The 22,184-nt window shown below is 70.9% G+C and carries 22 protein-coding genes and 2 pseudogenes; 17 read left to right on the plus strand and 7 right to left on the minus strand.

Annotation, left to right across the window (positions count from 1 at the left end; all coding sequences use genetic code 11):
- Nucleotides 1-98: 98 nt before the first annotated feature.
- The 6 genes and pseudogenes from ACTWQR_RS39505 to ACTWQR_RS39530 form a co-directional block, all read right to left on the minus strand.
- Nucleotides 99-827: a CBS domain-containing protein gene (locus tag ACTWQR_RS39505; protein ID WP_443232080.1), complete on the minus strand. Its 729-nt coding sequence runs from the start codon at nucleotides 825-827 to the stop codon at nucleotides 99-101.
- 626 nt (nucleotides 828-1,453) lie between these two features.
- Nucleotides 1,454-1,882 (minus strand): hypothetical protein, encoded by a 429-nt coding sequence (locus tag ACTWQR_RS39510; RefSeq protein ID WP_443232081.1) that lies wholly within the window; start codon nucleotides 1,880-1,882, stop codon nucleotides 1,454-1,456.
- 394 nt (nucleotides 1,883-2,276) lie between these two features.
- Nucleotides 2,277-2,797 (minus strand): annotated as a pseudogene (locus ACTWQR_RS39515) (putative PEP-binding protein); the annotation flags it as partial.
- Nucleotides 2,798-2,894: 97 nt separating this feature from the next.
- Nucleotides 2,895-5,588, minus strand: a complete 2,694-nt coding sequence (gene ppdK, locus ACTWQR_RS39520; protein WP_443232082.1) for a pyruvate, phosphate dikinase — start codon at nucleotides 5,586-5,588, stop codon at nucleotides 2,895-2,897.
- Nucleotides 5,589-5,715: 127 nt separating this feature from the next.
- Complete coding sequence (adhP, locus tag ACTWQR_RS39525) at nucleotides 5,716-6,726, minus strand: alcohol dehydrogenase AdhP (RefSeq protein ID WP_443232083.1); 1,011 nt, start codon at nucleotides 6,724-6,726, stop codon at nucleotides 5,716-5,718.
- Between the two features lie 105 nt (nucleotides 6,727-6,831).
- On the minus strand, nucleotides 6,832-7,701 hold the full coding sequence (locus ACTWQR_RS39530; protein ID WP_443232084.1) for a universal stress protein: 870 nt from the start codon (nucleotides 7,699-7,701) through the stop codon (nucleotides 6,832-6,834).
- 86 nt (nucleotides 7,702-7,787) lie between these two features.
- On the opposite strand from ACTWQR_RS39530, the gene ACTWQR_RS39535 reads away from it, so the two are divergent.
- The 10 genes and pseudogenes from ACTWQR_RS39535 (at nucleotide 7,788) to ACTWQR_RS39580 (ending at nucleotide 17,413) form a co-directional block, all read left to right on the plus strand.
- Nucleotides 7,788-8,480, plus strand: a complete 693-nt coding sequence (locus ACTWQR_RS39535) for a response regulator (RefSeq protein ID WP_443232085.1) — start codon at nucleotides 7,788-7,790, stop codon at nucleotides 8,478-8,480.
- 134 nt (nucleotides 8,481-8,614) lie between these two features.
- Nucleotides 8,615-9,643 (plus strand): type I glyceraldehyde-3-phosphate dehydrogenase, encoded by a 1,029-nt coding sequence (gene gap / locus ACTWQR_RS39540; protein WP_443232086.1) that lies wholly within the window; start codon nucleotides 8,615-8,617, stop codon nucleotides 9,641-9,643.
- A 93-nt stretch (nucleotides 9,644-9,736) separates the two neighbouring features.
- The gene (locus tag ACTWQR_RS39545; protein WP_443232087.1) at nucleotides 9,737-9,862 is read left to right on the plus strand and encodes a hypothetical protein; all 126 of its coding nucleotides are present in this window, start codon (nucleotides 9,737-9,739) and stop codon (nucleotides 9,860-9,862) included.
- A 227-nt stretch (nucleotides 9,863-10,089) separates the two neighbouring features.
- Complete coding sequence (locus ACTWQR_RS39550) at nucleotides 10,090-11,442, plus strand: GAF domain-containing protein (RefSeq protein WP_443232088.1); 1,353 nt, start codon at nucleotides 10,090-10,092, stop codon at nucleotides 11,440-11,442.
- A gap of 38 nt (nucleotides 11,443-11,480) precedes the next feature.
- A complete protein-coding gene (locus ACTWQR_RS39555; protein ID WP_443232127.1) occupies nucleotides 11,481-13,004 on the plus strand; it encodes an aldehyde dehydrogenase family protein in 1,524 nt (507 codons plus the stop codon).
- Between the two features lie 151 nt (nucleotides 13,005-13,155).
- Nucleotides 13,156-13,335, plus strand: a pseudogene (locus ACTWQR_RS39560) (DUF779 domain-containing protein); the annotation flags it as partial.
- 132 nt (nucleotides 13,336-13,467) lie between these two features.
- A complete protein-coding gene (locus ACTWQR_RS39565; RefSeq protein ID WP_443232128.1) occupies nucleotides 13,468-14,481 on the plus strand; it encodes a zinc-dependent alcohol dehydrogenase in 1,014 nt (337 codons plus the stop codon).
- A 48-nt stretch (nucleotides 14,482-14,529) separates the two neighbouring features.
- A complete protein-coding gene (locus ACTWQR_RS39570; protein WP_443232089.1) occupies nucleotides 14,530-15,645 on the plus strand; it encodes an NAD(P) transhydrogenase subunit alpha in 1,116 nt (371 codons plus the stop codon).
- Nucleotides 15,642-15,989, plus strand: coding sequence for an NAD(P) transhydrogenase subunit alpha (locus ACTWQR_RS39575; RefSeq protein ID WP_443232090.1), 348 nt, complete (start codon nucleotides 15,642-15,644; stop codon nucleotides 15,987-15,989). Before ACTWQR_RS39570 ends, ACTWQR_RS39575 begins: the two co-directional genes overlap by 4 nt.
- Before the next feature lie 5 nt (nucleotides 15,990-15,994).
- Nucleotides 15,995-17,413 (plus strand): NAD(P)(+) transhydrogenase (Re/Si-specific) subunit beta, encoded by a 1,419-nt coding sequence (locus ACTWQR_RS39580; protein ID WP_443232091.1) that lies wholly within the window; start codon nucleotides 15,995-15,997, stop codon nucleotides 17,411-17,413.
- Between the two features lie 166 nt (nucleotides 17,414-17,579).
- On the opposite strand, the gene ACTWQR_RS39585 is transcribed toward ACTWQR_RS39580, so the two are convergent.
- Nucleotides 17,580-18,470 (minus strand): universal stress protein, encoded by an 891-nt coding sequence (locus ACTWQR_RS39585; RefSeq protein ID WP_443232092.1) that lies wholly within the window; start codon nucleotides 18,468-18,470, stop codon nucleotides 17,580-17,582.
- A gap of 302 nt (nucleotides 18,471-18,772) precedes the next feature.
- Here ACTWQR_RS39585 and ACTWQR_RS39590 point away from each other — a divergent pair, with 302 nt between their 5' ends.
- The 7 genes from ACTWQR_RS39590 to ACTWQR_RS39620 all read left to right on the plus strand — a co-directional run bounded on the left by ACTWQR_RS39590 (nucleotide 18,773) and on the right by ACTWQR_RS39620 (nucleotide 21,948).
- Nucleotides 18,773-19,495, plus strand: coding sequence for a CBS domain-containing protein (locus ACTWQR_RS39590; RefSeq protein ID WP_443232129.1), 723 nt, complete (start codon nucleotides 18,773-18,775; stop codon nucleotides 19,493-19,495).
- A gap of 544 nt (nucleotides 19,496-20,039) precedes the next feature.
- A complete protein-coding gene (locus ACTWQR_RS39595; protein ID WP_443232132.1) occupies nucleotides 20,040-20,318 on the plus strand; it encodes a hypothetical protein in 279 nt (92 codons plus the stop codon).
- Between the two features lie 47 nt (nucleotides 20,319-20,365).
- A complete protein-coding gene (locus ACTWQR_RS39600; RefSeq protein ID WP_443232130.1) occupies nucleotides 20,366-20,665 on the plus strand; it encodes an MBL fold metallo-hydrolase RNA specificity domain-containing protein in 300 nt (99 codons plus the stop codon).
- 60 nt (nucleotides 20,666-20,725) lie between these two features.
- A complete protein-coding gene (locus tag ACTWQR_RS39605; protein ID WP_443232093.1) occupies nucleotides 20,726-20,908 on the plus strand; it encodes a hypothetical protein in 183 nt (60 codons plus the stop codon).
- Between the two features lie 5 nt (nucleotides 20,909-20,913).
- A complete protein-coding gene (locus tag ACTWQR_RS39610; RefSeq protein ID WP_443232094.1) occupies nucleotides 20,914-21,252 on the plus strand; it encodes an ArsR/SmtB family transcription factor in 339 nt (112 codons plus the stop codon).
- 71 nt (nucleotides 21,253-21,323) lie between these two features.
- Entirely contained in the window at nucleotides 21,324-21,719 is a 396-nt protein-coding gene (locus tag ACTWQR_RS39615; protein WP_443232095.1) for an ATP-binding protein, read from the plus strand.
- Between the two features lie 118 nt (nucleotides 21,720-21,837).
- Nucleotides 21,838-21,948, plus strand: coding sequence for a DUF6126 family protein (locus ACTWQR_RS39620; protein ID WP_443232096.1), 111 nt, complete (start codon nucleotides 21,838-21,840; stop codon nucleotides 21,946-21,948).
- The last annotated feature ends 236 nt before the right edge of the window (nucleotides 21,949-22,184 follow it).

Raw genomic sequence — 22,184 nt, forward strand, 5'->3', positions numbered from 1 at the left:
GGGTTTTGGGAGGTCGGCGATGATGCGGGCATCGCCGGGCGAGGGGACGTCGTGGGCGGCCGTGGGTGCCGTACCCCCTGTACGTACGCCGCCAGGGACTACCGCTCGGGGAGCCAGTGGTGGGCGATCCGGCGCGAGGGGTGCTTCTCGGGCGGCCGGGTGTCGTCCATGCGGAAGGTGAGGCTGTTCATCACGCCCACCACGCCGTCCACCCGCCAGGTCAGCTGGACCACCAGCGGGATGTCGCCGCGGCGTTCCAGGCGTCCCTCCAGCGTGGCCGTGCCGTCGTGGACCGAGACGATGACGGTGTGGGGCGGCAGGCACATGGCGCGGGTCAGGACCTCGTCGATGATCTCCTGACGGATCTCCTCGTCGGTGCGCAGGAAGACCCGTAGCAGGTCGCGACGGGTGGCGATGCCGATCAGACGGTCCTCCTCGTCCACCACGGGCAGCCGTTCGATGTGGTGGCGCTCCATTACTCGTGCGGCGTCCGCGACAGGCTGTTCCGGGTGCACGGTGATCGCGGGTGTCGACATCAGCTGCCCGGCGGTCATGGCGCGGGCCTTGGCTGCCGCGATACGCACCTTCCGGCGCAGCGCCGGCAGCCGGAGGTGGCGTCCCCGGCGGTCCTGTTCGGCCTGAGCCGCCTGGCGGCGTATCAGGTCGGTCTCGGAGATCACGCCGAGGACCTTGTCGTCGGCGTCCACCACCGGCAGGCCGCTGATCCGGTGCCGGGCCAGCAGCTGTGCCACGTCCTTGAACGGCGTCTGTCGGCGCACATCGATGACCTCGGAGGTCATCACCTCGCCGACCTTGGAGGCCTTCACGGCAGTTCCCTTCTCCTCTGGAGCGTGCGGAGCGCAACCGGTGTCCTTGCGTACGGCCCCCTGCGGGCCGACGGATCCCTGGAGGGCGTCGTGCTCCTGCGGTGGGCATCGGGGGCCGGAACTCTCGGGTGAGGGCGGCCGGTCCGGTCGCTGCTGTCCTGTTGGACTGTCCCGGGTAGCCGGCCCCCGATGCCTCTTCAGCCTCCCGCGCACCGGCTTGATGGCGCAGGGGCCAACCGGTCCCGAGTCCCCGGGCCGAACCGCCCTCTTCTCGGCCCGCACTCGGTCCGGTCACGGAACCGCCACACAGGAAGGCCGGCCCGCCGCGGTGTGGGCGACGACAGGTTCAGCCATCAAGCGGGGTCCGACAGTTGCCGAACGTCTTGTCACGACGGTGGCGGTAACCGCTCAGAGCGCGGCGGCGATGCGGAACGTCACCGGGGCAGAGGTCCGTGACGGCTCGGCCCGGCTGGACCCGGCCGGTTCTGTACGCTCTGGCGCCGAGCGCCGTCGGCGTGGTTGAGGTCGAAGGGGCCGTCGTGGGCTCTTTGGTCTGCGCAGCCCAGTACGCGGTGGGTCGTCCTGAGCGGTGCCGCGGTTCAGGCCCGGACCCTTGCCCGGGCGGGTCACGCCGAGCGGGTGTCCTGCTGTCCCGCGTCGCGGCCCGAGGGGGCTTCGGCCGGTTGCCCGCTGCGCCAAGGCGGGGTGACCGGCCTGTGGGCGGCGTTGCCCCCGTGGCCTGCTCGCTCCACCTGACGGCGCAGCCGGTCCTGCAGCCGGTCGGTGACTTCCTGGCTGGTGGCCTCCTGCGCGTGAACGACCACGCCGTTGCGGCCCACCTGAAGGTCGGCCACGGCCGACCACGGGTGATCGGCGTGATGGGCCGCCGCCCTGGTGATCCTCACCTCGCCGGTGACCGCCGGCAGCCCCGGCCGGTTCACGACAGCGTCGATCTTGGAACGGGCGTACGCGAGGGCCTCTTCACCGACCTCGCCTTCGGCCCGTACATGGACAACAGCGGTGGTGTCGCGGGCTCCAGCGTCCCTGTCAGTCATGCCGACCACTCCTTCTTGTTCTGGTTCTGTGTCGGCTCCAGCCTTTCGCCAAGGCTGACCGTGGCCCCAGGGCCGGTCGGCCCCGGCGGACGGGCCGTGGGTCCCGTCGTGATCACGGTCGGCCCTGCTGATGGAGCGGGCTCGCACCGGAAACGGAGACGACCCGTCCATGAGGTCTGGCACCCCGGACCCCATTCCGCAACGGGACGGACCGAAGCTCCGCCCGGTGGCGGACGGGGTGCATCGGGGCGCGCGTGACGGCGATGCCGGTGATGCGCCTGTCGTGGGGACCCGACGCGGCGAGAGGGGTTGTGGTTCGGTTGCCGACGAGCAGGGCGCGAGGGGAGGTCAATGGCGTGCGACAGCCGCACTTGCCGGTTCGTCCGTGCCGGAAAAGGGCGGTGCGGGCCGCGGCGCGTGCCTCCTCGGCGGTGTCCGCGGTGCGGGCCGAGGCGGCTGCTGTCGGCACTGGGCGAGGGTGTGCCGGGCCGGTTCGGCGCGTACGTGCGGTAGTGCTGCGGTGCCCATGGACAGGCTGGTGACACCGGGTCCGGTGAGCACGCAGGCGAGCAGGGGGTCGGTGGCGGCCTCGCCGCGCACCCCGCAGCTCTTGCCCTCGGCATTCGCGGCGTCGGCTGCGGCGATCAGGTCGAGCAGGGCGGGGTGCCAGGGCGCGCCTCGAACACCTGGCGATACGCCGCCGCCTGACGTTCCTCGGACGGCGCCTGCCTGCTGTCGTCGAGGAAAAGGAACTCGGTGCGGAAGAGGCCGACGCCCTTGGCGTCCGCCTCTGACCGTGCCCGCCACGTCCGCCGGGCCGCCGATGTTCGCCAGATGCGGCACCCGGTGTCCGTCCGTGGTGGCCCCGGGACCGGAAACAGCGGACAGCGCCGCCGCCTCGTGGGCGGTCGGTGCGGCGCCACACCACCGCACATCGTCATCTCGCGCTGCACCGAGCAGCCCGCCAGGAGGGTCGGAGCCGGGCCTTCAGCTCCGGCCCTCCTGGGGTGCGTCACCTGCTGTCGCTGGCCTCCGTCTCGGTAAGCGCGGCCCGACCCGCCTCCAGGCGGGCGACCGGGACCCGGAACGGTGAGCAGGAGACGTAGTCGAGGCCCGCGCCGTGGAAGAAGTGCACCGATTCGGGGTCACCGCCGTGCTCGCCGCAGACGCCGATCTTCAGGTCGGGGCGGGCGGCGCGGCCCTCGGCGACCGCGATCTCGACCAGGCGGCCGACGCCTTCGCGGTCGATCGTCTCGAACGGGGACACCTTGAAGATGCCCTTGTCGAGGTAGGCGGAGAAGAACGCCGCCTCGACGTCGTCACGGGAGAAACCCCAGGTGGTCTGGGTCAGGTCATTCGTGCCGAAGGAGAAGAACTGAGCCTCCTCGGCGATACGGCCCGCGGTGAGGGCGGCCCTGGGCAGCTCGATCATCGTGCCGACCGGGCATTCGACGAGGACGCCGGTGGACTTGCTGACCTCGGCCAGGACTTGCTCCACCTCCTCGCGTACGAGCCGCAGCTCCTCGACCGTGTCGATGAGCGGCACCATGATCTCGGCCCGGGGGTCCCCGCCCGCTCGTTTGCGTTCGACGACCGCCTCGGCGATCGCCCGCACCTGCATGGCGACCAGGCCGGGCGCGACCAGGCCCAGGCGTACGCCGCGCAGGCCGAGCATCGGGTTCTCCTCGTGCATGCGGTTCACGGCCTCCAGCAGCTCGGCGTCGTGCGCGCTGGGCGGGTTGCCGTGGGCCTCGGCGGCGGCGAGGCGTACGGCGAGTTCGGTGCGGTCGGGCAGGAACTCGTGCAGCGGCGGGTCCAGGAGGCGGATGGTGACCGGCAGGCCGTCCATCGCCTCCAGGATGCCGACGAAGTCCTGCCGCTGGAGCGGCAGCAGCGCGTCCAGCGCCCGTTCGCGTTCGGTGTCGGTGCGGGCGAGGATCATCGTCTCGACCAGCTGCCGGCGGTCGCCGAGGAACATGTGCTCGGTGCGGCACAGACCGATGCCCTCGGCGCCGAACCGGCGGGCCCGGGCGGCGTCCTCCGGCGTGTCGGCGTTCGCCCGCACGCCCAGACGCCGTACACCGTCGGCCTGTCGCATGGCACGGGCCACGGCGTCGACCAGCCCGGGCGACCGCTCACCCTGCCCGCCGGTCTCGAAGTACCGCATCACCGAGGAGTCGACCAGAGGAGCAGCGCCCGGGTAGATGGCGCCTTCGGAGCCGTCGACGGAGAGGACCGTGCCCTCCTCGACGGTGGTGTTGCCCGCGGTGAAGCGGCGGCCCTGCGGATCCACGGTGATCTCCTCGGCACCGCAGACACACACCTTGCCCATGCCGCGGGCGACGACGGCGGCGTGGCTGGTCTTGCCGCCGCGGCTGGTCAGCACGGCCTGGGCGGCGATCATGCCGGGCAGGTCGTCGGGGGTGGTCTCCTGCCGTACGAGGACGACCTTCTCGCCGGCGGCGGCGCGCCGGACCGCCTCGGCGGAGTCGAACACCGCCGCACCGACGGCGGCGCCCGGTGAGGCCGGGATGCCGTGGGCGAGCGCCTCGCCGACGGCCGCGGTGTCGAAGCGGGGGAACATCAGCCGGGCGAGCCCGTCACCGCTGACGCGCGCCAGCCCCTCGTCCGCGCTGATGAGACCCTCGTCGACCAGCTCGGCGGCGATGGCGAACGCGGCCTCGGCGGTGCGCTTGCCGACTCGGGTCTGCAGCATCCACAGCCTGCCGCGCTCGATGGTGAACTCGATGTCGCACAGGTCCCGGTAGTGGGTCTCCAACGTCCCCATGTGGTCGCGGAGTCGGGCGAACGCCTCCGGGTTCAGGCGGCCCAGTTCGTCCAGCGGGACGGTGTTGCGGATGCCGGCGACGACGTCCTCGCCCTGCGCGTTGGGCAGGTAGTCGCCGTACACGCCCAGGGCGCCGGTGGCCGGGTCGCGGGTGAAGGCGACGCCGCTGCCGGACTCGGGGCCGAGGTTGCCGAAGACCATGGTCTGCACGTTGACCGCGGTGCCCAGGTCGTCGGGGATGTGCTCGCGACGTCGGTAGAGGCGGGCGCGCTCGCCGTTCCATGACTCGAAGACCGCCAGAACCGCCCGGCGCAGCTGCTCCGCCGGGGACTGCGGGAAGTCCTCCCGCGTCTCGTACTTGATCAGATTCTTGTACGTCTCCACGAGCTGGGCCAGGTCGCCGGTGTCCAGGTGCAGATCGTCCGGGGCGCCGCGCAGGTCCCTGAGCAGCGTCATTGCCTGTTCGAACAGCGCGCTGTCGACGCCCATCACGGTGCTGCCGAACATCTGCACAAGGCGGCGGTAGGAATCCCAGGCGAAGCGTTCGTTGCCGGAAGACTTCGCGAGGCCGAGCACGGACTCGTCGTTGAGGCCGATGTCGAGGATCGTCTCCATCATGCCGGGCATGGAGAAGCGGGCCCCGGAGCGGACGGACAGCAGCAGCGGATCGTCCGGCTGTCCCAGCCGCCGTCCGGCAGCCTTCTCCAGGGTGGTCAGGTGGTCGGAGACCTCACGGGCCAGGCCGTCCGGCTCGGCGCCCGTGGCGAGGAAGGCACGGCACGCTTCTGTCGAGACGGTGAAGCCGGGCGGCACCGGCAGTTCCATCCGGGTCATCTCGGCCAGGTTGGCGCCCTTGCCGCCGAGCAGGTCGGCCATGTCACGGCCGCCCTCGGTGAACTCGTACACGTAGCGGACCATGACTTGTGTTCTCCTTCCGATATCCGACCCCCGGTACTCGACATCCGGGTGGACTTGCCGTACGCGGCCCCCCGGCGCCCGTGGTCCCCGTCGGGCTACGACGTGTGGCGGACAGGCGCGGGGTGTTTCACATCTCGAAGACGATGCGTGCCTTGATCTGACCGTTCAGAACCTGGGTGATGGACTCATTGACGCTGTCCAGCGGCCGGGTCTCGTAGATCACCTTGGTGCGTCCGGCGGCGTGGAGCTGGAACACCTCGTCCAGGTCCTGGCGGGTGCCGACGATCGAGCCGATGACAGAGGTGCCGTTCAGGACGGTGTCGAAGATCGGGACCTGGATGGTGCCGCCGGCGGGCAGGGCGACCATGACCAGCTTGCCGCCGCGCCGCAGTCCGCCGTAGACGGAGGCGAACGCCTGCTCGTTGACGGCCAGCGCGATCGCGGCGTGGGCGCCGCCGTGCTGCTTCAGCACCTTCGCCGGGTCTTCCTTGCGGGCGTCGATGAGGATGTCGGCGCCCAGTTCCCGGGCGAGTTCGAGCTTGTCGTCGGTGACGTCGATCGCGGCGACGGTGGCTCCGGCGATCTTCGCGTACTGCACGGCGAGGTGGCCGAGGCCCCCGACGCCGGAGATCGCCACCAGCTGGGTCGGCCGGACACCGGCGACCTTCAGAGCCTTGTACGTGGTGACGCCGGCGCAGGTCAGCGGGGCGGCGTCGCGCGGGTCGATGCCGTCGGGGACGACGGCGGCGAAGTCGGCCGGGGCGAGCATCTTCTCGGCGTAACCGCCGTCACAGCCGTACCCGGTATTGATCTGCTGCTCGCACAGTGTCTCCCAGCCGGACAGGCAGTGCTCGCACCGCCCGCAGGCCCAGCCCAGCCAGGGCACCGCCACCCGCTGCCCGACCGCCAGGTGCGTCACCCCGTCGCCGAGCGCCTCGACGATGCCGACGCCCTCGTGACCGGGGATGAACGGCGGGGTGGGCTTGACCGGCCAGTCGCCGTGCGCGGCGTGGATGTCGGTGTGGCACAGCCCGGACGCCTCGACACGGATCCGGACCTGGCCGGGGCCGGGCTCCGGGTCCGGGCGCTCCTCGATCACCAGCGGCTGGCCGAAGGACCGGACGACTGCTGCCTTCATTTTGATGCTCCTCGGGTCTGTCTGGTCAGTGCGGTTCCAGCGTCGAACGGGCCCTGACGTGGTGGGCAGGTCCTGGACGTCCTCGCCTGTGGGGCCGCTCGGCCCTCAGACCGTGCGGAAACCGGCCCTCAGTCGTGCGGGACGACGGCGTCCGGGGCGGCGGCGCGGTGCAGGAGGGCATGAGCGACCGGCCCGATGCGCATACCGAGAGCGGCCCGGTGCACCCTGCGGCCGACCACCACGAGTCCAGGCGGCCTGCACAACGACGCGGGACGCGCGGGCGAGATCGACCGTGTGAGCGACTGGGACCTGAGATGGGTACTTGTCGCGCGGCTTGAGCACGTTGGACAGTGCCTTCTCAGCCTGCCCAGTGATCCCGCCCTCTTGGCCGGCCTGCTGCCCGACCGCGGGGCCGTACCCGTACAGCGGCGGCAGGCTCGGCGCGTGCACGGCGTGCACGGCGTGCACTGCGGTCCTGCGGGTGGCGGCCGCGGCGCAGGCGAAAACCAACAGCGACGTGGCCGGGTCGCTCAAGTCGTCGAGCCCGACCACGACCTCCCCGCCGTCATGCTTGGCGGCCGAGCGGGCGTTCGCCCGCACCATGACCACCGGGCCGTTCGCCCGGGCGAGCACCCGCTGTCCGACGGAACCGAGCAGGAACCCGGCGACGGTGCTGTGACCGTTGGAGCCCAGCATCAGCATCTCCGCCTTCTCCGTCTGGCTCAGCAGCACCTCGGCGGCAGTGTCGGAGATCTGCTCGGTGCTGACGGTCAGTTCCGGATGCCGCCCGCGCAGCTCCTCCTCGGCCTCCCACAGGAGGCGCAGGGCCCAGTGCTTCCGCCGCGACCCCAGGGGCCGATGGTCCCGATCCGGACTGCCTGGCCTTGTCAGCCAGGGCCTGCCCGTCCCACACAGCGTGCGGCACCGCCGGAGGGGAAAGGGCCGATCGGCCCTGGCCCTTCGGCCCGGAATCACGCAGGATCTTTCACAGGGAAGGACCGGTCCCGCCCACCAGGCGGATTCCGGCGCGGGAGACAGACGACGCAGGACAGGAGCCGTCGATGACGGACAGCGAGCAGCCCACCCCCAAGACCCCGATTCGGGTCTTCCTACTGGACGACCACGAGGTCGTACGGCGTGGGGTGCACGACCTGCTGGACGACCAGCCGGACATCACCGTGGTCGGCGAGGCCGCCAATGTCGAACAGGCTCTGGTGCGCGTCCCTGCCCTGCGCCCGGATGTCGCCGTGCTCGACGTACGCCTGCCCGACGGCGACGGCATCACCGTGTGCCGGGAACTGCGCTCGCGTATGCCGGATCTGGCTTGTCTGATGCTGACCTCGTTCGATGACGAGGAGGCACTGCTGGACTCGATCATGGCCGGAGCCTCCGGCTACGTGCTCAAGCAGATCCAGGGATCGGACCTGGTCTCCGCCGTCCGCACGGTCGCAGCGGGCCAGTCTCTGCTCGATGCGAGCGCCACCACGAAGCTGATGGCCCGCCTGCGCAACGACCAACAGAAGGAAGAGGAACCTGACGCGCTGCCCGGCCTGACCAGCCGGGAGCAGGAGATCCTCGCCCTGATCGGCGAAGGGCTCACCAACCGCCAGATCGGCCAGCGGCTCTACCTCGCCGAGAAGACCGTCAAGAACCACATCTCGCGGCTACTGGCCAAGCTCGGTGTGGAGCGGCGCATCCAGGCCGCGGTCATCGCCACCCAGGTCCAGGAGCGGCTCAAGCACGACGGGGCCTGACAGTCCGTACGGCATCGAGGTCCGCCGGGCCGAACGTCCCTCACCTGGCCCCGGACGGCCCAAGCCCGAACCGATCCCCAGCCAGCAGGCTGGCAGCGCACACCAGAAGCGGATCGACCGGGAGGACAACGGACATGAGCGTGCGCGTAGGCATCAACGGCTTCGGCCGCATCGGACGCAACTACCTGCGCTGCGTGCTGGAGCGCGCGGAAGCCGGGGCGGGCACGCCCGTCGAGGTGGTGGCCATCAACGACATCACCTCGCCGGCGGCCCTGGCCCACCTCCTGACATACGACTCGACGTACGGCCGTCTCGGCCGCACCGTCGAACACGACGACGACTCGATCACCGTGGACGGGCATCGCATCGCGGTGACCGCCGAACGCGACCCCGCAGCCTTGGCCTGGGGCGAGTTCTGCGTGGACGTCGTCATCGAGTCCACCGGCCGTTTCCGCACCCGTGAGGACGCCGGCCGGCATCTGAAGGCGGGCGCACGCAAGGTGCTGCTGTCCGTGCCGGGCAAGGACGTCGACGCCACGATCGTCATGGGCGTCAACGAGGGCACCTACGACCCGGACCGGGACCACGTGGTCTCCAACGCCTCCTGCACCACCAACTGCGTCGCCCCCATGGTGAAGGTGCTGGACGAGCACTTCGGCATCGACAAGGGCCTGATGACGACCATCCACGGCTACACCAACGACCAGGTGGTTCTCGACGGCCCGCACAAGGACCTGCGCCGCGGCCGCACCGCCGCCGTCAACATCATCCCCACCAGCACCGGCGCCGCCCGTGCCGTCGGCCTCGTCCTGCCGGAGCTGGCCGGCACCCTGGATGGCATCGCCGTACGCGTGCCGGTCGAGGACGGCTCCCTGACCGACCTGACCCTTGTGCTCGGCCGTGCGGTGACTGCGGACGAGGTCAACGCCGCGTTCCGGGAGGCCTCCGACGGGCCGCTGAAGGGAATCCTGCGCGTGTCCGACGCCCCGATCGTCTCCCGCGACGTGGTCGGCGACCCCGCCTCGTGCGTCTTCGACGCTCCGCTCACCCAGGCGCACGGCGAGCTGGTCAAGGTCTTCGGCTGGTACGACAACGAGTGGGGCTACACCAACCGGCTGCTCGACCTCACCGAGTACGTCGCCGCCCGGCTCCCGCAGAGCTGACAGACCGAGAACCGACAGGCGGCATGGGGCCCGCCGGACCGGACACCGAAGCCGGTCGGCGGCCCTGTACCGTCGCGCAGTTCGATCTCCGGGGTGGGGGCTGCTGTCGCCGTCCCTGGCCGCATCGACTGGTGGACCGACGCCCAGGCTGCCGAGCGGCACCCCGCCATCGGCGACCGGGGCGTCGCGGTGTCGGCGTCGCCGTGCTCGGCCCGGTGAACGCCGGCCATGGCACCGTCGTCGGCGCCCACACCCGAGTCCTGTGTGAAGTGCCCGCCGCATCCGAGCCCGCACCACACCTGCGCCCGGCGGGGCGGCCGTGCGCCATGGCCGTGGGTCCAAGCGTCCCTGGCACAGGGGCCGTTCGGCCTCTGCCCCCTTCCCCGGAGTGCGGGTGAGGCTGGTGCGACCGGACTGGAGGAAGGCACGTGGGAGGTGCTGGCCGCATGGATGCTTCCACCGCCACCTCGGCATCCGCTCTGCGCTTCGCGCACGAGCGGTTCATGACCTCGCTCGGAGCGTCGGAGGGCGTGCGGCGCCTGGTGGCCGACTCGTGGCGGCGCTGCGCGGCGGGTGGCGTACGCCCCGATGGAAGCCGTCTGCCGCCGCTGCGCGGGACGGCCGAACAACTGGCGGCTTACCGGCGCACCCATCCGCTGGTCGCGGTGCTCCCCTTGTTCCGGGAGCTGCTTGGGGCCGGTGCCGCGGACGACGGACATGTCTTCGCGGTCGGTGACACCGACGGCACTCTGCTGTGGGTCGAGGGTGACACCGCGGCTGTGGAGCGCGCCGAGCGGATGCACTTCGCCGAGGGCGCCGTGTGGTCCGAGGCGCAGGCCGGGACCAACGCACCCGGATTGGTACTGGAGTTGGGGCAGCCCGTCCAGATCGTGGCCGGCGAGCACTACAGCACCGCCGCGCACGCCTGGTCGTGCGCCGCCGCCCCGGTCCGCGACCCGGGCACCGGCCGGGTGCTCGGTGTCGTCGACCTCTCGGGCGGCGGCACCATCGCCACGCCTCCCGCTCTGGCCGCGGTGCGGGGTGCCGCGCTGGCGGCCGAGGCGGAGCTCGCCCGCAAGCTGACCGCGCCGGCGGTACTGCTCGGTCCCGACGGGCGCGTGGTGCGTACGCAGGACGCGCCCCGCCCGGGACGGGACGGCGCCGTACAGCTGATGGCGCTGGGCCGGGACAGCGCACTGCTGGAGTGCGACGGGCGTGTCCACCGCCTGAGCCCGCGGCACAGCGAGATCGTGGTCGCGCTGGCTCTGGAGGGCCGTGGTGTAACCGGTGACCGGCTCGCGGTGGACCTGTCGGAGCGGGAGCTGTCCCCTTCGACGCTGCGGGCCGAGCTGACCCGGCTGCGCTCGGTACTCGGCCCCGCGCTGCTCGGGTCACGGCCGTACGCACTGCTGAGCCCGGTGCGGACCGACTTCGCCGACGTGACCGCGCTGCTCGCCGAGGGGCGCGTGCGCGAAGCGCTGGCCGGCTACCCCGGTCCGCTGCTGCCGCGCTCCGAGGCGCCGGTCGTCGTGGAGCAACGGCGGGCCCTGGAACAGCAGTTGCGCGGTGCCGTCCTCGGCAGCGGCGACGCCCGGCTGCTGCGCCGCTGGGTGGACGCGATCTGGGGAGCCGACGACGCTCCCGCGTGGCAGGCGCTCGCTCGCGCGCTCCCGGCCGGTTCGCCGCAACGCGCCGCGGCGGCGGCGCGGGCCCGCGCACTTGACGGCGAGTCGTCTCTCCTGCCCCGACTGCCGCAGGTCGGAAGGCATGCAGCGTTGCTGCAGCGTTCCTCCTCCTAGCGTGCTGAGCATCACCACAACCCTCGCGAAAGGTGACGATCATGAGGTACGAGCCTCCGGGCGGGCCGGGCAGCCCAGTCGACGTCGCGCCCCGGTACGAGAACTTCATCGGCGGCAAGTGGCAGGCACCCACCACGGGTGAGTACTCCACCAACCTGTGCCCCGCCACCGCCAAGCCGATCTGCGAGGTCCCGAAGTCGGGACCCGAGGACATCGAACTCGCCCTGGACGCAGCCCACTCCGCGAAGGACAAGTGGGGCGAGGCATCCACCACGCAGCGGGCCGCGGTCCTGAACGCAGTCGCCGACGCCATCGACGCTCACCGCGAGGAACTCGCCGTCGCCGAGAGCTGGGACAACGGCAAGCCGGTCCGCGAGACCCTCGCCGCCGACATCCCCCTCGCCGCCGATCACTTCCGCTACTTCGCGGCCGCGATCCGCGCCGAGGAGAGCTCGATCACCGAGATCGACAAGGAGACCATCGCCTACCACTTCCAGGAGCCGCTGGGCGTGGTCGGGCAGATCATCCCGTTCAACTTCCCGCTGCTGATGGCCGCATGGAAGCTGGCCCCGGCGCTCGCCGCGGGCAACGCCACGGTGATCAAGCCCGCGTCGCCGACCCCGTGGTCGATCCTGAAGCTGATGGAGGCCATCGGCGACATCGTCCCGCCGGGCGTCCTCAACGTCGTCAACGGCCCCGGCGCCGAGATCGGCAAGGCTCTCGCCACCAACAAGCGCATCGCCAAGGTCGCCTTCACCGGCGAGACCACCACCGGCCGCCTGATCATGCAGTACGCGGCGCAGAACATCATCCCGGTCACCCTGGAACTGGGCGGCAAGTCGCCGAACATCTTCTTCAACGACGTGGCCGCCCACGACGACGACTTCCTGAACAAGGCCGTCGAGGGGCTCGTCCTGTACGCGTTCAACAAGGGCGAGGTCTGCACCGCTCCCTCGCGCGCACTCATCCAGGAGGACATCTACGAGGAGTTCATGGGCCGCTGCCTGGAGCGCATCCGCGCCATCAAGCAGGGCGACCCGCTCGACACCGCCACCATGATCGGCCCCCAGGTCTCCCGGCAACAGGTCGAGAAGATCGCCTCCTACGTCGAGATCGGGCAGAAGGAGGGCGCCGAACTGCTGGTCGGCGGCCACCGGCCCACCCTCGGCGGGGAGTTCGCGGACGGCTACTTCTTCGAGCCGACCGTCCTCAAGGGCCACAACAAGATGCGGGTCTTCCAGGAGGAGATCTTCGGCCCGGTCCTCGCGGTCACCACCTTCAAGGACGAGGCGGAGGCGCTCGAGATCGCCAACGACACGCTGTACGGCCTCGGGGCCGGAGTGTGGGGCCGCGACGGCAACCGCAACTACCGGATGGGCCGCGCCATCCAGGCCGGCCGCGTCTGGACCAACTGCTACCACCAGTACCCCGCGGGTGCCGCCTTCGGTGGCTACAAGGTCTCCGGCATCGGCCGCGAGACGCACAAGATGATGCTCGACCACTACAGCCAGACCAAGAACCTCCTGGTCAGCTACGGCACCAAGCCGCTCGGGCTGTTCTAGCCGAGCCGCCGATTCCAGCGATCCCAGCGGATCCGAAGGGTGCACCGACATGCCCACGACGCTAGTGAACGGTAACGCCGGGCGCGTCACCGCCACCCGGGCGGCGCACCGGGCCATCAGGGCCCTGCGCGCCGCCCACGGTCGGCCGGTGATGTTCGTCCAGTCCGGCGGCTGCTGTGACGGCAGCGACCCGATGTGCTTCCCGGGCGGCGAATTCGCCCTCGGCGAGGGCGACATGATGCTCGGCGTCCTGGACGGCGGCACCTTCCACATCGACGCCGACCTGTACGAGGCGCTCGGCCGCCCGCGCCTCGTCCTGGATGTGGAGGAGGGAGTACCGGGCGGCTTCTCCCTCGCAGCAGGGGACGGGCTGCGTTTCGTCACACGGATCGAGGACCCGGCACAGGGCCGGGTCCCGGCACAGAACCGATTTCCGGCTCAGAGCCCAGTCGAGGAGCAGATCATGAAGGCAGCAGTCGTCACCGACCTGGGGAAGCCCCTGGAGATCCAGGAACTCCCCGTCCCCGAGCCCGGCCCCGGCCAGGTGCTCGTCCGCATGGAGGCCTCCGGCCTCTGCCACACCGACATCCACGCGGCCCACGGCGACTGGCCGGTCAAGCCGCAGCCGCCGTTCATCCCCGGCCACGAGGGCGTCGGCCCCGTGCAGGCTGTCGGCGAGGGCGTCAGCGCCGACCTCGTCGGCAAGCGGGTCGCCATCCCGTGGCTCGGCTCGTCCTGCGGCACGTGCCGCTACTGCGTCTCCGGCTGGGAAACCCTCTGCCAGAGCCAGGTCAACTCCGGCTACTCCGTGGATGGTTGCTACGCCGAGTACGCCGTCGCCGACGCGGGCGCGGTGGTCCCGGTGCCCGAGGGCGTGTCGTCCTTCGACGCGGCCCCGCTGACCTGTGCCGGCGTCACCACGTACAAGGCGATCAAGGTCGCGCGCGTGGTGCCCGCCGAGCGGGTCGCGGTCTTCGGCGTCGGCGGCCTCGGCCACCTGGCAGTCCAGTACGCGCGGCTCGTGGGTGCCTTCGTGACCGCCGTCGACCTCGAACCCGACAAGCTGGGCCTGGCCCACAAGCTCGGCGCCGACCAGATCGTCAACGCCCGTACGCACGACCCGGTCGAGGAGATCAAGGCGGCCGGCGGCGCGGACGTGGCTGTCGTGCTGGCCGCCTCGCCCAAGGCGTTCGAGCAGGCCTACCGGTCCCTCAACCGGGGCGGCCGTCTGGTCATGGTCGGGCTGCCCGCCGACAACGCGGCGATCAACGTCCCGATCTTCGAGACCGTGCTCAGCGGGATCTCCGTCATCGGCTCCATCGTCGGCACCCGCCAGGACCTGGCCGAGGTGTTCGCGCTGCACGCCGCCGGACGCACCCAGGTCATCGCCGAACCGCGGCGCCTGGACCAGGTCAACGAGTCCTTCGACGAGGTCCTCGGCGGACGGGCCGAAGCGCGGCTCGTCTTCGAGTTCTGAGAGTTCTGTGGCCCGGCACCACCGGGCCGCAGGGAGAGGCAGCAGATCATGGGAACCCTCATCATCGGTGCCGTCCGGGAGCGGGCGCCCGGTGAACGCCGTGTCGCCCTCGTCCCCGAGGCCGTAACCCTCCTGCGCCGGGCCGGACTTGACGTCCTGATCGAGACCGGTGCCGGCTCCGGTGCCTGGTTCACCGACGCCGAGTACACCGATGTCGGCGCGACCGTCGTACCGGCGGACGAGCTGTACGCACGCGCGGACGCCGTTCTGTGCGTCGGCGCGCCCGATGCGGAGACGGCTCAGTCCCTGCGCGCCGGGCAGACCCTGGTCGGCCTGCTCGAACCACTGCGCCACCCGGCCCTGGCCGAGGAACTGACCGGACGCGGTGTGCGCACGGTAAGCCTCGACCTGCTGCCCCGCACCCTCAGCCGCGCCCAGTCCATGGACGCGCTGACGTCCCAGGCCAGCGTCGCCGGCTACAAGGCGGCACTGCTGGCGGCCGACTCGTACGACCGCTTCTTCCCGATGCTGACCACCGCGGCGGGCACCATGCGCCCGGCGCAGGTCCTCGTCCTGGGCGCCGGAGTGGCCGGGCTGCAGGCGATCGCCACCGCCCGCCGCCTCGGCGCCGTCGTCTCGGCGTACGACGTACGCCCCGCATCGCGTGGGGAGGTGGAGTCGCTCGGAGCCCGGTTCCTCGACATCCAGAGCCCGCCGAACGGGGCACCGGACGCTGGACAGGGCGGCTACGCACGAGAGTTGACGGAACAGGAACAGCGGGACCAGCGGGAGGCGCTCGACGCGCACATCGCCCGCTCCGACATCGTCATCACCACGGCCCAAGTGCCGGGACGAAAGCCGCCGTTGCTGGTGACCGCGACCGCTGTCGAGCAGATGAAGCCCGGCTCGGTCGTCGTCGACCTGGCGGCGAGCGAACTCGGCGGCAACGTCGAGGGCACCGAGCCCGACAAGACAGACGTCCTGGACAACGGCGTCACCCTCATCGGCGCCGGACGTCTGCCCTCCGCCATGGCGACCGCCGCGTCCACGGCGTACGCACGCAACCTCGTCGCACTGCTCCGCCACCTCGTGCGCGACGGCGAACTGGTCCTCGACCCGGCCGACGAGATCACGGCCGCGCTCATGGGAGGAGCGTCATCATGAACAACCTCGATCTCCTCACCGCGATCACGATCTTCGTGCTGAGCGTCCTGGTCGGCATCGAGGTCATCAGCAAGGTCCCGGCGACCCTGCACACACCATTGATGTCCGGCTCCAACTCCGTGCACGGCATCGTCGTCATCGGCGCGATGCTGATCGCGGCCGAGGCGCACACCTGGCTCGGCTACACCCTGGCCTTTGTGGCCATGGTGTTCGGCGCCATGAACGTCGTCGGCGGATACGTCGTCACGGACCGGATGCTGGAGATGTTCAGGGCCAGGCCCGCCGACCGGAAGCCGGCCGCCGAGCAGCCTGCCATCGACACACACGAGAAGGCGGAGGTGTGAGTGCCATGGACACCGTCTCCAACGCCGTCCACTACGTCTTCCTGGCCGCGGCCGCCTGCTTCGTGATGGGCCTGCACCTGATGAACCACCCGCGCACGGCCCGCCGCGGCAACACCCTCTCGGCCGGGGCCATGGCCCTGGCGATCGCCGCCACTGTCTGGCTGGTCACGGACGAGAACGTGATCAGCCAGACCGGCTGGCTTGTGCTGATCTCCGGAGGCGTCCTTGGCGCAGCGCTCGGCCTGTGGGCCGCGCGCGAGGTCCAGATGACCTCCATGCCGCAACTGGTCAGTCTCTTCAACGCCGTCGGCGGCGGTGCTGCCGCACTCATCGCGGTGGGCGACCTGCTCTCGGCCGACCACGCGGCCGCCCTGGGGGCACGGGTATCACTGCCCGGCGCCCTGGACATCGTCATCGGCGCGGTCACCTTCTCCGGATCGCTGATCGCGGCGGGCAAGCTGCAGGGCATCGTCTCCGGGGCACCGGTGGTCTTCCCGGGCGCGCGGTTGCTCAACGTGCTGCTGCCGACCTCCTTCGTCGCCGGCACGGTCTGGCTGGTGCTGGCACCCGACAGCCAGGTCGCCTTGTACGGACTCGTGGTGGTGGCACTGCTCTTCGGCGTGACGATGGTGCTGCCGATCGGCGGAGCCGACATGCCGGTGGTCATCGCCCTGCTGAACGCCTTCACCGGGTCGGCGGTCGCGATGGCGGGCTTCGTGCTCGACGAGACGGCGCTCATCATCGCGGGCATGCTCGTCAGCGCCTCGGGCGGAATCCTCACCAAGCTGATGGCCGACGCCATGAACCGCTCCATCGCCAACATCGTCATCGGCGGCTTCGGCACCGGCGACGGCGCTCCGGCGGCGGCCGGCGAGGGCGGAGCGCCCGCCCAAGTGCGCCCGGTCTCCGTGGACGACGTAGCGATCCAACTGGCGTACGCGAGCAAGGTCATCATCGTCCCCGGGTACGGCCTGGCCGCCGCCCAGGCCCAGCACGAACTCGGCGACCTGGCGAAGACCCTGACGGACCACGGTGTCGACGTCAGCTACGCCGTCCACCCGGTCGCGGGCCGCATGCCGGGACACATGAACGTGCTTCTGGCGGAGGCCAACGTGCCCTACACCCAGTTGAAGGAGATGGATGACGTCAACCCCGAGTTCCCGCAGGCCGACGTCGCCCTGGTCATCGGTGCCAACGACGTGACCAACCCGATCGCCCGCCGCCCCGGCAACGCGATCTCCGGCATGCCGATCCTCGACGTCGACAAGGCCAAGAGCGTCGTAGTGATCAAGCGGTCGATGGGCCACGGCTACGCGGGCATCGACAACGAGCTCTACACCGACTCGAAGACCGGGATGTTCTTCACCGACGCGAAGAAGGGACTGAGTGAACTGAAGGCAGCGGTGCGGGAGTTCGTCGGCTGAAGTACAACCACCGACCACACGACTACTTGGACCACACGACTACTTGAGCCCTCGCGGAAGGCGCGAGGGCTCAAGTGATGTCCGGTTCAGTTGGGTCCGGTGCGAGCAAACAGCGCGGGGGTGCGACGGTGATCCCGGCCCGTTCCGGCGTGCCGGGATCGGTGAATCACTGGTGCGGGACAACCGCGACCGGGCAGCGGACGTGGTGCATCACCGCGTGCGCGACCGGCCCGGTGTGCGTGCCGAGCCTGGCCGGACGGATCCTGCGGCCGACAACCAGCAGGCCGGCGTCCTGTGCGGAGTGCAGCAACTGTTGCGCCGCACGCCCGCTCTCCACCTGCTCCCGAACCTCCACCGTGGGGTGCTTCTCCCGCCACGGCAGGAGCACGGTGGCCAGCGCCCGCTCGGCGGTCTGCTGCGCGGCGGCGCCCGCCTTCGCTTCCACCGCACCGGGGGTGTACGGCAGACGCCACGTGTGCACGACCCGCAGGGGCGCGGAACGCAGTGCCGCGCTCTCGAAGGCGAACGCGAGCACCTCCTCGCACGGATGCGCGGTGTCCACGCCCACCACGACGTCGCGGTACGGGGTGCGTGGCGAGGGGCGGCCCTCCGTGTCCGGTATGTGTTCGTCTTCGAGGGTCTGGTCGGCCCGCACGAGGACGGCGGGCCGCGTCACACGGGCCACCGTCGCCGACGCCACTGAACCGGCCATGAACCCGCCGAATCCGCTGAACGCACGGCTGCCCAGGACCAGCAGATCAGCCTCGGCGCCCTCAGCCACGAGGGCGTCGGCCGCGGGCCGGGCGAGCTGCTCGGCGCTGAGGTTCACCTGCGGATAGCGCTCGTTGAGCCGGTCCATGGCGCCACGCAGGATACGCCGCGCCCACGAGCGCGGCGCTTCGAGCTCGGGCAGCTCCGACTCCTCGGGCGGGAGACCCTCCCACGCGTGCACCAGGCGCAGCGGCAGGCTGCGCCGCAGGGCTTCCCTGGCCGCCCAGTCGGCGGCGGCGAGGCTCTCGAGTGAACCGTCCAGGCCTACGACAACGGGACGAAGCACGGCCAACACCTCCCCGGATCAGGCCCGCACACCTTGTGCGGACCTCTGCACTTCAAGCGTCCCCGCGAGGGTGCCGACGGGGCAGGGGCCGCGTGGCCTCGCGTCCGGGTCGAACGGCACTTTGTTCATGCTCGAATCGTGTTCGGCGCACTTGGCGGGGAGCCTTGGCCCAGGTGGGTGTCGTCCGGCACAGGCGACGAGAGCCCATCGGAACCCGGCACAGGGCCACTCGGCCCATGTCCCCGGCGGGTCCATGGCCGACCCTGAAGGTGTCGCGCGATATGAACACTCTGGAGGACGCCATGTACGGCACTCCGCACATCGTGAGCGAAGTGATGACCCGCACCGTCGTCGCCCTCGGACGCGGAGCGACGTTCAAGGACATCGTGAAGACCATGCGGCAGTGGAAGGTCAGCGCCCTGCCCGTGCTGGAGGGCGAGCACCTGGTCGTCGGGGTCGTCTCCGAGGCCGACCTGCTGCCCAAGGAGGAGTTCCGCGACGGCGCCCCGGACCGGTACACCCAACCGCGGCGTCTGTCCGACCTGGTCAAGGCCCGCGGGGTGACCGCGGAGGAGCTGATGACCGCACCGGCGATCACCATCCCGGCGTACGCGTCGCTCGCGCAGGCCGCGCGGATCATGGCGTGCAGCAGGGTGAAACGGCTGCCAGTGGTCGACGACGCAGGCACGCTGCAGGGCATCGTCAGTCGGTCCGACCTGCTCAAGGTCTTCCTGCGCGACGACGAGGACATCGCCGAGGAGATCCGGCGTGAGATCGTCGCCCACCTGTTCCCCGAGCCCCTCGAACCGATCCGAGTGGAGGTGCACGACGGAGTCGTGAAGCTTACCGGCAGGATCGCGGACACCGCCCTCGTGCCCATCGCCGCGCGACTGGTACGGGCCGTCGAGGGCGTCGTGGACGTGGACTGCGCGCTCTCAGGGCCGCCCCGCCGTCCGGACCTCGACCCGGATCTTCCGGACGACGGCATGACCTCACAGCCATCGGGAGCCCGCGACATCGCATGAGGCGGTGCCTCAACCGGCAGATGCGAGCTGGGCGTTCGGCCGCCGGCCGGGGCGAAGGGCGACGACGCCACCGCCGCGTACGAGGACCGTGTCCTGACCATCGCGTTCCAGTGCCCGGGAGGAAGACGGTCACCACGACCATCCCCTCCCCATGGGTGGCACAGCTGAGCGAGGGTCGCGAGGCGGTGCCGCATCACGTGTGCGCGGCCGGGTGTGCGTTTCCGGCCGCACTGTTTGTCCGGTCCGTATGGGATGAGAGGCCGCCCAGGCCTGCCCGGTGCCCTTCGGCCCAGTGACGCGACTGCCAGCTCCGCCGAGGCTGGAGATGTACGTGGTGCAGGACGGAACAACGAACGTCTCCAGCCGGAGATCGTCGGACCGGACCGCGCAGCGGCGTGGGTTGTGGCCTGGCCGGCGGAGGACCGGCATGAAAGGGCGGGAAGGGCCCCTACCCGCTTCTCGCGGATCCTGATTGCGCGGTGCACGGCCGTCAGCCGCTTCTCCGCGTCTGCTGGGGTCCTTCCCGTCACTTCAAGCACACCACGTGGACACCAGACACGCCAGGGCCGAACGGCCCCGAAGCCCGGCCGAGGCAGGTCCCGAGGCGGCACCGTGGTCATCCCGGCGTTCGCCCTCGACCGGCACCGAGGTCGTCCTGCACGAGCTCGCCGAACTCCGCCGCCAGGGCCGCCGGCCGGCCACAGTCCGCGTGTACGCCGACAGCCCCACGGCCCTGGCCGCCCTGGACGTCTACCGGGACGTCGTCCTCACCCGGGCCTCGAACTGCGCCCAGGGGTCACGGCCGCTGGTACGGCCGAGCTGAGCCCCGAGCCGTTCCTCGCGGCAGGTTCCATCCAGGAGTGCGTCGAGATCAGCCGCGCCGACGGACCGGCCGTCATCGTCTCGGCGTCCGGCATGGTCACCGGCGGCCGCGTCCTGCACTACCCGCGGCGGCTGCTGCCCGATCCGCGCGAAGCCGTCGTCGTGGTGGGCTTCGCGGCCCAGGGCACCCAGGCACGCGACCTCGTCGACGGCGCCAGGGCGCTGAAGATGTTCGGCGAGTACGTCCCCGTACGCGCCCAGGTCGCCGACCTACCGCACTTCTCTGCCCACGCCGACGCCGCGCAGTTCATCGACTGGCTGCGCCGTCATAGCGCAGCCTACAATTGAAGAGTTCTTCAATTGGTTAGTTGCGTTGGTTGATATATGACTCAAAGTGCGGAGGTCAGGGTGGGGACAGTCACCGAGGCGCTGCTGGCGCGGGTGCAGGAGGCCAGGGCCGAGCTGGCGACCGCCGTGGCAGCCGACGACGTGTACTCCGTGGCGGTGGCGCAGGACGAGCTGGACGACGCCGTACGGCTGGCCCGCGGGTACGGGCTTGACGTCGAGGCGGCAGGGGCGGACAAGGAGTGATCGGCATGCCGGTTCCGCTGTACGAGGCGAAGGCGGAGTTCTTCCGGATGCTCGGGCATCCGGTGCGGATAAGGGTGCTGGAGCTGCTGCAGGACGGGCCGACGCCGGTGCGTGACCTGCTGGCCGCGATCGAGGTCGAGCCGTCGAACCTGTCGCAGCAGCTGGCGGTGCTGCGCCGCTCCGGCATCGTCACCGCCACGCGTACCGGCTCCACCGTGGTGTACGAGCTGGCGGGCGGGGACGTGGCCGAGCTGCTGGCCGCGGCGCGCCGGATCCTGTCCGTTCTGATGGCGGGCCGTCAGGAGCTGTTGGACGAGCTGCGTGCCACGGAGTCGGCGCGGTGACGGGCGGGCGCCCGTTCCGGCCGTGGCGCAGAGGCCGGCCCGCGGCAGCGCTTGAGCATGTGCCGGCGCCGGTGCGGGGCCGCATCGTCTCGGTACCGATCGGGCCGGAGGCGGTGCGGCTGGCCCGTGAGGCGGTGGCCGGACGCTTCGGTGAGGTCGGCGTCGCGCCGGGCTCCGCGTTCGCCGACGCGGTGCAGCTGGTGGTCAGCGAGCTTGTCGTGAACGTGCTGCGGCATGCGGCACGGTCCCCGGTCGCCGACGTGGGCATAACGGTCGGGGCGGGCCATCTGGTCGTCGGCGTCGCGGACACCGAGCCGCGCCTGCCCGATCTCGAACCGGCTGCGATGGGGGCGGGACTGCAGATGGTGGCCGAGCTGGCGGCCGAGTACGACGGTGACGTCAGCGTGGAACGGGCCGTCGAGCATGCCGGGAAGGTGGTCCTCGTGCGGTTCCGGATGCCGTCGTAGACCGGAGGACCGTGGACATCACGGGAAACAGGGAGACAGCAGCGTGAGCGACGGAGCCGAGGCGGACGAGTAGCCGGAAAGCAAGCGCCGCGAAGGGAGACCCAAGGATCGGGACAGCTTGATCGAGCGTGGTATCGCCATCCGGGCGGGCATCTACGTCTTGGGCACCCATCTGATCGCCGGGTTCGTGTGGCTGCTCTTCTACCTGGGCGAGCAAGTGCACAAGTAACCGGGATGCAGAGGGGTCACGTCATCGACGGATGAGGGCCGACCGGCCTCGTCCTGGGGCCGAACGCCCTATAGGAGCACCGGTGCAGCAGTGAAGCTGTGGATCGAAGGAGCCAGGGGCCGTCCTTCTCTCCCGCGCGGCCGCCGGGATGGCGGGAGCGTGGTCGTCACGGGCTCCGCCAGCCCTGTATCGGACCCCGTCGAACTTGCCCGCCCAACGTGCTCACACCCTGGGTC

It is taken from the genome of Streptomyces sp. 2A115, from assembly GCF_052245575.1.
Taxonomy (GTDB): domain Bacteria; phylum Actinomycetota; class Actinomycetes; order Streptomycetales; family Streptomycetaceae; genus Streptomyces.